General features: G+C 35.7%; 9 protein-coding genes. 6 read left to right on the forward strand and 3 right to left on the reverse strand.

What is annotated here, in order from left to right; translation table 11 throughout:
* Positions 1-8: 8 nt before the first annotated feature.
* A complete protein-coding gene (locus LO754_RS02715; RefSeq protein ID WP_231785544.1) occupies positions 9-1,265 on the reverse strand; it encodes an HlyD family secretion protein in 1,257 nt (418 codons plus the stop codon).
* On the reverse strand, positions 1,262-1,939 hold the full coding sequence (locus LO754_RS02720) for a hypothetical protein (protein WP_024362438.1): 678 nt from the start codon (positions 1,937-1,939) through the stop codon (positions 1,262-1,264). Before LO754_RS02720 ends, LO754_RS02715 begins: the two co-directional genes overlap by 4 nt.
* A 375-nt stretch (positions 1,940-2,314) precedes the next feature.
* Between LO754_RS02720 and LO754_RS02725 the strand changes: the two genes are divergently transcribed.
* From LO754_RS02725 to LO754_RS02735, 3 genes are all read left to right on the forward strand, one after another.
* Positions 2,315-5,797, forward strand: a complete 3,483-nt coding sequence (locus LO754_RS02725) for a hypothetical protein (RefSeq protein WP_435892048.1) — start codon at positions 2,315-2,317, stop codon at positions 5,795-5,797.
* 81 nt (positions 5,798-5,878) lie between these two features.
* Positions 5,879-6,538 carry an S-layer homology domain-containing protein gene (locus LO754_RS02730; RefSeq protein ID WP_231785546.1) on the forward strand — a complete coding sequence of 220 codons (660 nt, stop codon included), beginning with the start codon at positions 5,879-5,881 and terminating at the stop codon, positions 6,536-6,538.
* 204 nt (positions 6,539-6,742) lie between these two features.
* Positions 6,743-7,825: an S-layer homology domain-containing protein gene (locus tag LO754_RS02735; RefSeq protein ID WP_231785547.1), complete on the forward strand. Its 1,083-nt coding sequence runs from the start codon at positions 6,743-6,745 to the stop codon at positions 7,823-7,825.
* Between the two features lie 39 nt (positions 7,826-7,864).
* On the opposite strand, the gene LO754_RS02740 is transcribed toward LO754_RS02735, so the two are convergent.
* Positions 7,865-8,746 carry a helix-turn-helix domain-containing protein gene (locus tag LO754_RS02740; RefSeq protein ID WP_024362442.1) on the reverse strand — a complete coding sequence of 294 codons (882 nt, stop codon included), beginning with the start codon at positions 8,744-8,746 and terminating at the stop codon, positions 7,865-7,867.
* Positions 8,747-9,315: 569 nt separating this feature from the next.
* Here LO754_RS02740 and LO754_RS02745 point away from each other — a divergent pair.
* The 3 genes from LO754_RS02745 (at position 9,316) to LO754_RS02755 (ending at position 12,413) form a co-directional block, all read left to right on the forward strand.
* The gene (locus LO754_RS02745) at positions 9,316-10,512 is read left to right on the forward strand and encodes an ATP-grasp domain-containing protein (RefSeq protein ID WP_231785548.1); all 1,197 of its coding nucleotides are present in this window, start codon (positions 9,316-9,318) and stop codon (positions 10,510-10,512) included.
* Between the two features lie 94 nt (positions 10,513-10,606).
* Positions 10,607-11,071, forward strand: coding sequence for a hypothetical protein (locus tag LO754_RS02750; RefSeq protein ID WP_231785549.1), 465 nt, complete (start codon positions 10,607-10,609; stop codon positions 11,069-11,071).
* A gap of 397 nt (positions 11,072-11,468) precedes the next feature.
* Entirely contained in the window at positions 11,469-12,413 is a 945-nt protein-coding gene (locus LO754_RS02755; RefSeq protein ID WP_024362445.1) for a C40 family peptidase, read from the forward strand.
* The last annotated feature ends 162 nt before the right edge of the window (positions 12,414-12,575 follow it).

The raw sequence follows: 12,575 nt of genomic DNA on the forward strand, positions 1-12,575 counted from the left end.
CATTTAGTTTAGAAAATTATATATTTGACGTAGTCTTTCCAGCCAATTTCTTTAAAGTGTTGCCACTCAATTTTTTTCACGGGCATTGAGCAGAAAGTGCGTGCTAAAATATTACGTTTTTCATTAGCTAAAATAGGCGTACCAACATCTATATAGCTTGTGAATATCGTTGAATCTTTCGTTGAAAAAGCAACTTCAATATCTTCAAGACGAATTTTTCCATCCTCGTCAATTATATAGACGCTCTTAGCATCTTTTACTGATTTAACCCAAGAAGAATTCACTTTATAAGCATCAAAAGCTTCATTCACTACGATTGCAGCCTGACCAACTGTTGAAAACGGAATATTTTCTAACATATCGTCTTGTTGTAGCATTACTTCATAATTAGTAGGCTTCGGTAGTTTCGCTGATTTTGCTAATTCTTTTGCCCATATAGCGTCATGATTTGTAGCAATCATTGATTTTTCAAGTACGATACCTGATAGGTCATCTTTGAAATGCTGTAGTTCAAAGTCGACCCTTTGCCCAGCCGCAACCTGTTGCCATTCTTCTTCAGATAAGTAGACAAGCATTGCTTTTTCTGTTGAATAAATTTCAAATGTTACTGTACCAGCTTCGTCTGTGACGTTGGCAATAACACCATCAACAGGGCTTACTACTCCTTGGCGTGCTTGAATTTGGGCAATTTGAGCATCCATTACGGCAATTTGACGTGTAGCTTCTGCAATATGGCGATTTAAAATAGCTACAGCTGTAGATGGAGTATTTTGTTGACCTAACTCCAATTTTACTGTGACATTTAATTTATCACTAATTTGATCTGTATTAATCGAACTTTTTGGATTATCTGTACCTCCAAAATCCGATTCTATTTGTGACAAGGCGGATTGCAAGTCACTTAATTCAGTTTCATAAGCGTCCCGTTCAGCCTCAAGCTTCGTTAACTCATCGTCAACTTGCTCTGTTTTATAGGTAGCGAGTAAATCGCTTGCTTGAATGTGCTGACCACGCTTTACATTTACTGCTGATAAACTTTTCGCATCTGCAGAAACTGTATATGTTTCGGCTGGTGCAACTATTGCATCTTTTTTCACCGTTTCTACACGGTCACCGACAGTAGCTCGTTGAAATTCATCAACAAAATAGGAACGCGCTACTTTGCTATTTTCCTTGAATACGTAGAAGGCATTTAAGCCAACTAAAATCGCCATCACGATCATACTAAGGCATGTCCAAGGTCTGGATTTTATAAAACGCATCATCCTAGCCCCCTTGTAATCCATTCTTGAAGTGGTAGTACGCTAATCATCCCAACAAAAACGGCCATTATTACTTGTAGTATGATAATTTTTGCTAACAGCGCTTTGCGATCAGCTGCTTCCTCCCATTTAGAAAGGAAAGTAAAGTGCACAATAATCGTCAGTACAGTAGTAACTGTTAGCTGATTAATAATGAATAACACAACATCTTTATCTATCACTTGCTGTACCACAGGGGCAAGTGATAAGAAGGAGAAGGTTGTAGAGTAGCCTACTGCGTAAAACACTGCGAATAAAATGGTCTTTTCAATAAGTATAAATGCCAGTACAAACAGTTGTACTTTTTGAATCCATTTGTAAGGTATGTCCGTTAATAGATGTAATATATATGTAACGCCATAATAGTGGAAGCAAAAATAAATGATTCCCCAAACAATGGCTCCGACCATTGATAGCAAACGGGCTGTATAATATTCATCTTGCTGGTTCGTTGCAAATAATGTTGTTAAACTTTCAGTGCCTAATCCCCAAAACTCACGTATTGCAAAAAGGAGCATGAAGAGAAAGAAAATCGTAAAGGAACGCTTTTTATAGCCTCTTATTTCTCCTGTTTCCAAAGCTTGTGTAAAGTTCAGGGGATGCGTTAAGCTATGCCAAAACTTGTAGTGATAAAACATATCTAGCTCCCTTTCTAATAAATTAAATATTAAAGATGTAGTATACACCTAGTTACTGGTAAATGACATAGTATAAATGCTAGTTTTTTTAAGGAATTCTCTCAATAAGGTGGGACTTTAATTAGGCTTAATTTTAAACGTCCGATGCGGGATAAATGCGTCTATCACAATTATATAGTATTCTAACAATAACTTCCTTTAAAAAGTCTATTATATCTAAAACTAGCAATTATCTGTAAGTTAGTAAAGGTTGTATGTGAGTTTACAACAATAGCTTGAAATCAAGTTATTATCACCGATACTAAAGATAGTAGATTCGCAATATATGATACATATCGATTTTCCTATATAACGTAAAAAGAAAGGATGAGCAAGTTGAAGAAACCTTTAAAAGTGGGTGTCTTAACGAGCCTTTTATTAACACCAGCAGCCCTTGCTAATGTACAAGAAGCACAAGCACAAACTGTAGTACAAGCTGAACAAGTAGCTTATGTCAACGCTGTAGCAACAACGGAAACTAGAAATAAAACGATTGAACAATTCGGCAAGCTTTCCGAAACATCCACAGCGAATGAGATGGTTATTGCAGACGGCGATGTTAAAGTTTTAAGCACGACTGATTTTAATGATAATGAACGAGCTTTTATTAAAGCGAAATATGAGTATGTAGTGGCACAAAGAGGATTCGTCAAAAAATTAAATGAACTAGGTAAAAGTATTAATGCAATTACTTATACAAGTAGAACATTTGTTGACGATGTTGCCGCTGTGCAAGCAGAGTATACTGCATTTTTAGGTTCAACTTCAGCAGCCAATTCCTATCTGGCTGTTCAAAATAATTTTAATGTAGCTGTCAATACAGCATTAGCCAATGATGCCAAAGACATTGTCTCGTCTGTTCGCGGTACATCACTTCAATACGGCTATGACGACACGGAACGTAACAATTATTTTAAAAAGAACGGTGCAGATATCGCCAAGCTTGTAAAAATGAATGATGATGCAAATGCAGTAGACATCACGATTATTAACTTAGAAGATTTAATTTCTAAAATAGAGTCATCTTCGAGCTCTAGTGATATTGCTACAGCAGCCGCTGAAGTAACAACAAGCTATAATGCTCTAACTGCTGACCAAAAGAAAATTGTTACAGCGTATAATCCAAATAGCACAACAGTTACGCCATTTAAAAAATATACCGATGTACTAGTCAATTTATCTTCTGCAGATAAGATTGTTGCAAGTATTACGCAGCTAACTACGAAAAAACCAGAAGATTTTACTTCAGCTACTAGTTTTATCAGTACTGTAGCAGCAATTGAAGCATCTTATAACAATTTAAAGGACGCAGAGACAAAACGTTTAGTTTCCAATTATGGCGATTTAAAACCTTTCCAAGAGGCTGCCAACGTGTCCAAGCAAATTACAGCATTACGTATTTCTAATACGGACGCGTATCGTATAGCAGTAAAGGCGGCAAGAGCGGAATATGATAAGCTTTCTAATAAAGAATTTGTAAAAAATGCGGAAGATTTACAATTAGCTGAATCTAATATTGCGGCTGCAGAAGTCATTGAGTCATTGATTTCTGAAATTGCGGCTGCGCCAGATAAAATCTCTAAAATAGAAGAAGCACGTTTAGCCTATAATACGCCTGTAGCACCTGCTGGACAAAAAATTGACGCGGCAAGTGTGAAAAAAATCGTGAAAAACTTGTCTGAGTTAACAACGTGGGAGAGCTCTCATAAAGCAGTTTTAAATGTTATTACGTTAGTTGAAAAACTAAATCCAACGGCGAAGGACTATACAAAAAGAGCAAAGGCTGCTAACACGGCTTACTTAAAGTTAGATCCGACCAAACGCGAGTATGTTAAAAGCTATAAAAACTTAAAAAATCAAGTGGACGCTATGAATCTTATTGATCCTATTATGGGGTTAAATACGTCACGCAAAGATTATAAAGACACGGTTGTTAATTTACTTGCAGAATATAATAAACTATCGCCAGAAGCGCAAGCATTAGTGACGAACTACACAGCGTTGTTAACAGCAAACAACTATATCACCACTGCTCAACAGTTTGATGATAGAGTCAATGCATTAGCCAATGAACCAGATGCCACATTTGTTGCAAAAGTAGTGGCATTATCGGCTGAATATAAAGCGATGGACAAAAATGCCAAAAGATTAGTAACGCAATATAAAACATTAACAACGTATGAGAAAAATAATGCCAACGTTGTGAAGGTTATTAATTTAATTTCTGCCTTAAACCCAGCCAATAAAGACTATACGAAAAAGGTAATAGCAGCACGTAAAGCTTACAATGCATTAGATGCAGCATCTCAAAAGCGTGTGACCAATTATGAACAGTTAACAGTTGTCGAAGATGTAGCATCATTAATCGGGTTAATTGAAACGTTAAAGCCTACAAGTAAGACGTTTTTAAACGATTTAAAAACTGCACGTGCCAATTATGATGCACTACCACCAGACAAACAACAAAAAATCATTAACTATGAAAAGCTGGTGACAGCGGAAACGGAGCTTACTTCCGCAAGTACAGTAATTGCATTAATAGATGCGGCAGTTCCAGAAGCAGAGGATTATTTAACTAAGCTAATGAATGCACGTGTTGCTTACGATAAACTACCAACTGGACAGAAAAAGCTTGTTTCAAATATCAAGACATTAACGGATCGTGAAAGACAAGTGAAGCCAATTTTAAGTGTCATGGTGCAAATCGATACGTTAGAACCAAGTGCCAATAATTTTGTTAGCAAGGTCAATGCAGCACGTAAAGCGTATGATAAATTGACAAAAGAACAAAAGGCGTTTGTCAACAATATGGCAACATTACAAAGCTATGAACCATTAGCTAACGTAATCGAATTAATCAGTAAGTTAAAAGCATCGAGCAAGACATTCCAAGAAGATACTGTACATGCGCGTGCATTGTATGAAGCACTCAGCAAAGAAATGCAGCAGTATGTGACGAATTACAAGTTGTTGCAAGCTGCGGAAACAAGCATATTAGGTGCTGGCAATGTCCAACGCATGATTGATGAGTTGCCAAATACTGAACCACAACAATATGTCAAACGTATTGAGGAAATTCGTGCAGCTTATAATGCATTGCCGAAAGATCAGCAATTGGCAGTAGCGAATTATAGAACGCTACAAGACCAAGAAAAATTGATTAAGCCAGTTATTAGTGTTATCAATGAGATTGATAAATTGATGACATCTAAAAATATGGATAGTCAATATCAAAAGATTTTGAAAGCCTATGATAATTTAACTGCTACACAACGTAAATATGTCTATAATGAGCAAGTGCTTCTTTCTTTAGATAATGTAATTAACGTTTACAAGAGTATTGCAGCTTTAAAACCGAGCGATAAAATGTATTTTGGGATGATTGAGTCCGTTCGTAAAGACTACGATAGCCTTAATACAGTCGATAAACAAAGAGTATCGAATTATTCGATTTTACTAGAAGCAGAGAAAAACATGAGTGAAGTAAAAAAAGTGGTGGAAATCATCGCTAGTCTTTCTCCAACATCAAGTACGTATATCCAAGATGTTGAAAATGCAGTAGCTGCGTATAAGGCGCTAGACTCCAAAGTAAGAGGACAAGTGATCAACTACGATAAGCTAAAAGGTGCAGAAAAAGATATAGCAGCAGTATTAAAAGTAGTCAATGCGATTGGAGAACTAGATCCCGATTCAAAAACTTTTGAAAAGAAAGTGATTGCTGCACAAAAACTATATAGCTCACTAACGTTGGAGCAACAAGATTTAGTTTACAACTATCGCATTTTACAAGAGCATGCAAAGACATTAGGATTGGACTAATGGATGAAGAGAGGGATGGGGTCCCTCTTTTCGTTATTTTAAATGGTTAATATATATTCAATTACAAAGGGGCAAAGGTCTATGAAAATAAAGCATACTAAATATGCATGGGCATTTGCTACGGCTTTAGCTGTAGCACCTTGTGTTGCCGTAATTCCTACGGAAGCGGCTTCCATGCCATTTGTAGATATTACAAACAATAATAGTGAAACTGAGCTCTATCATGCAGTCAGCGAGCTATACAATAAAGGCATTGTATTTGGTACAACACCTTCAACATTTAGCCCCTATCAACAATTAACGCGTGGAGAAGCAGCTTATTTTTTAGCACAAGCACTCCAGTTGCAAACGAACAACGTGGACAATCCAGGTTTTAGCGATGTGCCAACTTCGCATCAGTATTATGCCTATATAGCAGCACTAGCAGCTAATGGTATTATCCAAAAAGGAAATCAATTTAATCCGGATGCTTCTATTAAGCGTAGTCAAATGGCAAAAATGCTGACACTGGGCTTTCATTTACAACAAGCGACATCGTTAACTGCACCTTTTACAGATTTTACAAAAGACGTTGAAACCAATCGATACATTCAAACGTTAGTAGATTATGGGATTACGCAAGGTACTAGCGCTACGACATTTTCTCCGTATACAGATGTACGACGTGGTCAAATGGCTTTATTCCTTTATCGCATATTACAAAAAAATAATAATGACCTATACATTATTGGGGTTGAATAATAAGATAAATATCACTCTTGGGAATGAACGTGCCTGTAGAGTGATTTTTTTAAAAATCTATGTAGGAAAAAACAGGTAATAATGGTATGTTTATTATGTGGTAAATAGGGTAAAAACGATACACTAGTGGATATTCGTTGCTGATGAAGCGATGAAATATCGGCATGAATGCAAAAATTTTCATACATATTTAAGGAGGAAGCTATGTTAAAAAAAGTACCTAGTATTGTCGGTTTGTCGCTTATTTTGCTGGCTACACCACATGCTGTGCCTCTTCCAAACCTACTAGATGTTGCCTTAGCGGCAGAATCTGTAAAGGATGTTCCATCTACACATTGGGCGAATCGTTCCATCGAGCACATGTTGGATAAGCAATATATGACAACCTATCAGGATGGGACATTTAAGCCAGAGCAGACTATTACGAGAGCGGAGGCAGCTGCGGCAATTGCCCGTTCGATGCAACTAAATATGACTGATCCCTCTGCACCTCATTTTCGAGATTTATCTCCAGCGCATCCTTATTACAAGGAAGTTTGTGCATTGGTGGAATTGGGAATATTACAAGATGGCGATTGTTTTAATCCTGATGCGCCATTGAAGCGCATGCAAATTGCTAAAATGATAACACTTGCTTACAATATTGAGGTCGATTCACAAAATAATAGTAAGTTTAGTGATATTACTGAAGGGCATTGGGCAAAGGATTATATTGAATCACTTGCAGATGTGGGCATTATTAAAGGAATCAATGCAAAACAATTTGCACCGAATCAATTGGTAACACGTGCACAATTTGCCTCGATAGTTGAACGGAGTCTTGATTTCTCAATGACACTAACCAATTTCGAAGCAGCCTATGATTACTTATCGAAGTCTTATATTCCGACCAAAAATTACTCATCTGCCATGTCTAATGATGTGATTAGGTTAGTCAATAACGAAAGACAAAAAAGAAAACTACAGAGTCTTAACTATGATGAAGCTTTAACACAAGTGGCTGTTATCAAGGCACAGGACATGGTTAATCGTCATTATTTTGAACACGAATCACCCTACTACGGAATGCCATGGGATTTAGCAACATTATTTGATTATTCATATACGAGCTTAGGTGAAAACATAGGAAGAAATATTCCGACTCCAGAGGCGGCTGTTAAAGCATGGATGGCATCACCAGCACACCGCGATAATATTTTACGTGAAAATTATACAAACACTGGTGTGGCCATCGCAGTGGATGGCAAAGGGAATTTCTATTGGGTACAATTATTTTCTAGTCAATAACTTGATGACAGTGGGGAAATAGGAACAAGAGGACACTTACTAGGAGAAGATGTCCTCTTTTATTTTTATTGTATATATTCCCTTTACTTTGTCATAAAACTCTAGGCATTGAGCAGCTTTAAGTTTTAGCTCCAACAAAGAGAAAACTTCAATAATTTGCAGTATGGATTTGTTTTTCGTTGTATCACCATCGATAAGGGCGATGATGGCAGAGAAAAATTTAATCATTGTTTGCATGTACATATTATCTACTACACTTACTTTTATATTTTCTAACTCCGTGAGATACGTTTTAGCACCATCTAAATCCTTGCACGTAATTTTTTTCTCTAAAATATTGAAAATCATTAAGGCGATTTCGTTACGGTACCTCGTAAGATTTTGATAACGTTGTAATGTGTTTTTGGCACGCTCAAAAACAAGGTCGATTAATTCTATAGAATAGAAGCTTAAACTATTAGCGAATAAGGTAATTTCGTAATAACCCCAACTTTCGCAGTTCATTAAATATTCTTGAAGCAACGTTATTTCGTTAAGATGTTCATCGGTCCCTCGGACATCATCAATTAATAACAAAATTAAAGATCGATAATGCAAAAACTTCAGATTGCCCGTTAATTTGTATTCATTTTCAACTTGTTCGGCGACCATGTATAACGCACTGACATCTCGGTTATAGAAAGCTTCTACATACTTTCGCATGTAATCCAAGTCCTTATTCCCATCATTATAAATGATACTAAATTCTTCTAACGTAATATTTAAGTGATCTAACATCTTTAAAAATTTTTCAGCTGTTGTATCGCTTTCACCACGTTCAAATTTAGCAATAGCAGGTCGACTTAGTAGGTTTTTATAGAGTACGTTAGAACGTAAATTTTTTTGTAGCCGTAACGTTCGAATTAATTCTCCAATTTTCATGTACTTCGCCCCTTCGTAAAATGTTAACTTTTGTTTACATTTTAACAAATAATATTGAAAACATAAGATAATATAGAAAATGGAATGGCAGGAGGGAAATAATGATGTGGGCAGGCATACAAATCTTTACGGCTAACTCTTCAGCGATTGTCGGTTTTATTTGGGACTTAATCGGTAGTTAATGTAACTTTATACTAGTTGGATAATGGTAAAAGATATTTTCGAACTTTAAATAGCTAGCAAGCTAAATACGTATAGTAGTATTTTTAACTTCGGAATTTTAAATAAATGCAACATCGTTAATTGGGAAGTCAGTTAAGGTCTGAAATCGGTAGTGTATCGACTCAGTCCTTTTAACTATGCCTGATTGTATTTGCCTATCAAGCATTAAAAGAACTAATAGCGCTGTCTATCATAATAATTATCTGCATTATCCTCCCTTTTTAATTTATCTGCAAATAACAATTGTATAAGTTTTATGAACAAAACTTCAAATAAAGAGATATGTAACTATTATTTAATTTTTTAGGATGTTTTTTCATAACAAATGGATTAAAAGGAGAAAAAATATGAGAAAAAGGATAATGGTTATTGATTGTAGTGTGAATACATTAAAAACAATTAAGAAATTAAACATAAAAGTGATATGTATCGAGAAAGAACAAAAAAAACAGCTGAAAGATTTAATGAATTCAGATGATATTTACTTTGAAATAGATTATAAGGATATAACTTTATTAAAAAAAGAAGTAGGAAAGATATTAATAAAATACCCCGTAGATGCTATTTTATCATTTACAGGAGATGGTCAAAATGCTGTCGTGGCATTACAAGAGGAATATCCATTAAACAAATATAAACAATCAGATCAAATAAAATTATTTAAGAATCAGTGTAACTTACGTAATCTCCTAAACCGTAATAATTTTAGTTATGTTCATGTTAAACTCATTAATTCTAAAGAAGCATTAATCGAATTTGCTAATGAAAATGGATTTCCATTTATTCTAAAACCATGCATTGAAACAGGTAGTAAGGTCGCTAAAAAAATCTCCACATTTAAAGAAGTATACGAATTATTGGATAAAGAAAATCCCGCGACCCTTATAGCGGAAGATTACCAAGAAGGGGTAGAGATTAGTGTTGAAACTTTTTCTTTTAATCGAAAACACTATGTCGTGGGCATTACAGATAAATATACAGAACCTGATTTTGTAACGTATGGTCACAGTGTGCCAACAACTTTAAATGATGAATTAATAACCGAGATTACATTATTTGTTTTGGATTTTTTAACGTTAACAGGTGTAGTTTTAGGCCCATGCCATATAGAGATAAAAATGACAGCATGTGGTCCTAAAATAATTGCTGCACATTGTAGAACAGGTGGCGACCAGATTGTAGCGTTGCATCGTTTCGTTTCAGGTGTTGATTTAACACAATGGACTTTAGATGCCATCTATACAGAGAATTGGCAAAAATATGATGTAAGTCAACAATATCGTGCTGCCGCAGTTTTTTATTTAAGATTCCAGCCGAATAAAAAAATAAAGAAATTAAATTTCCAAAATGCGGATGAAACCATTGTAGCCTATAAATGTAATATTGAAGAAGGCGTTGGCACAACAGAAACGAACAGTCTAAAAGACGAACATGGCTTTATTATTACAAAAGGGAGAAATGTTGAAGAAGCAGTTGAGAACTGTCGGTTAGCAATTCAAACGATAGAAATCGAATATGCTGAAGGGATTTTTCCGGATTCATGATGATGGTGTAAGTGATGTCCACAGTTTAGTTTTACTAGCAAGCCAAAGCGCTAATATTGACAACGTAGCCTAAACTAAAATAATGAGGTGTAAGATGAAAGTATTGGGTAATTTATTGATTGGATTGCTTTGTGCTTTTATGCTAACAGGCTGTATTGGTGAGGACTATGATGTTGGAGTGCCAACTGCTCATTTAAATTTTAATCATGTCTCTGTTCAATTAACAGAAGCAAATATCAATTGGAAGACAGCAAGTGAAGATGTACAGAAGTCCATCGAAGATACAAAAAAATACGCATCGTCATTGGATGAAATAAAAGTCTTACCAGGTCAACATACATCATTGGATTTTGAGGAGAACGAAAAAAACGGTGGAGATATTTGGACTGATGCACAAGTGTCAGCTTTCCTGTTAAAAGATGACGAGCGAATTGAACTGGAATTTGATGATTTTAGAGAATTTCAATTCCCAACCGACAAAGGAAGCTATGTTTTGGAAGTTAAATTTAGCAGTACAGCAGGCAGTGTACAATATGTAGGGAATGTTCGTATTGAATAAGTCGGTTAGAAGGCTTAAAGAAAAAGTGTTAGATTGAGCGCTCAATCTAACACTTTTTTGATATGAATGTGTTGACTACTTTCTGATGGTTTACGGGCGATTCATGGACCCTTATCGGCGATAACGCTTGTTTAACGAGCAATTCGTGAGTTTTTATTGGCAATTTTCGTCATCCTCTATTGTAACAAAGCGTGGCTTATATTACAGGAATGTTACAAAAAGCCGGAATACCCATTAATTAATACCCATATTTTAGCGTTGATAAACCACAAAACGTTGGTATATCAACGTTTTTTTTACTTTCAAAACCGTTACACAATTGAAAAATTAAAATACCATCATTTGTGATAGTCTATGTATAGGCAAAAAAGTTCTTTGAGAGGGGTATTACAAACTTATGAAGAAAAAATGGTTATTACCGATTTTTGCATCTTTTATGTTATTTTCAACAATTCAAATAGATAACGCTGAAGCGGCGACTGCAGATGAGGTCACTGAAACAGCTTCGAAATATTTAGGTATTCCTTACGCTTATGGTGGTACAACTACTAGCGGATTAGATTGCTCAGGCTTTACTTCTAAAGTCTTCAGTGATTTAGGCATTAAATTAAATCGTACTTCAAGCTCACAATATCAACAAGGCACTGCTGTAGCGAAGAGTGATCTTCAAGTTGGCGATTTACTGTTCTTTAACACGAGTGGTAGTGGTATCTCACATGTATCGATATACATAGGTGACGGTAAAATGATTCACTCTCAAACAGGTAAAGGTGTAAGTTATTCTGATGTAAACGATCCATATTACTGGAGCTCACGTTATGTTGGCGCAAAACGCGTAGCACAATTTGACACTGAACAACAAGCTGAAGTAACGAAAGTAGCAGCAGCGGAAGTAAAAGAAGCTGCAATTGATTTTACAGTATATGCTTCACGTGCTGAAGTTGCTGTTCAAATCGCAAAAGCTCTTAACTTAGATACTTCTGATAAAAATACGTCATTTGCAGACGTAAAACCTACTTATGCACATGCTGGGGCAATTGCTGCTGTAGCGAAATTAGGTATTTTTTCTGGTGATGACAACGGCAAATTTAATCCATCTTCTCCAATGACTCGTGCACAAATTGCAAAAGTTTTAGTAGTTGCTTTTGGTCTTGAGCATCAAGGTGATGTTGTGACATTTGCAGATGTTCCTGAAAACTATTGGGCAACAGAATATATTTCAATTATCGCATCAAACGGAATTACAGCAGGTAAAGATAATGGTAACTTCGGTTATGATGAAATGTTAAAAATTTCTCAATTAGAGACATTTATTGAGCGTGCTAAGCAAGTGAATAAATAATCAATTTCTACTTTGCTTCGGACAAGGGCTACGTTTGGAGTAAAGCATTGCATGGAAGTTCTTTTAAATAACGTATAAATGGAGGAGAGTTTGCACATGCAGGCTCTCTTCTTTTTATGAATCTTTGTGAAATGAGGTGATAACAAAAAAATGTCGAATAGT

It is taken from the genome of Lysinibacillus sp. GJ-1 (assembly GCF_021166035.1).
GTDB classification, from domain to species: Bacteria; Bacillota; Bacilli; order Bacillales_A; family Planococcaceae; genus Lysinibacillus; species Lysinibacillus sphaericus.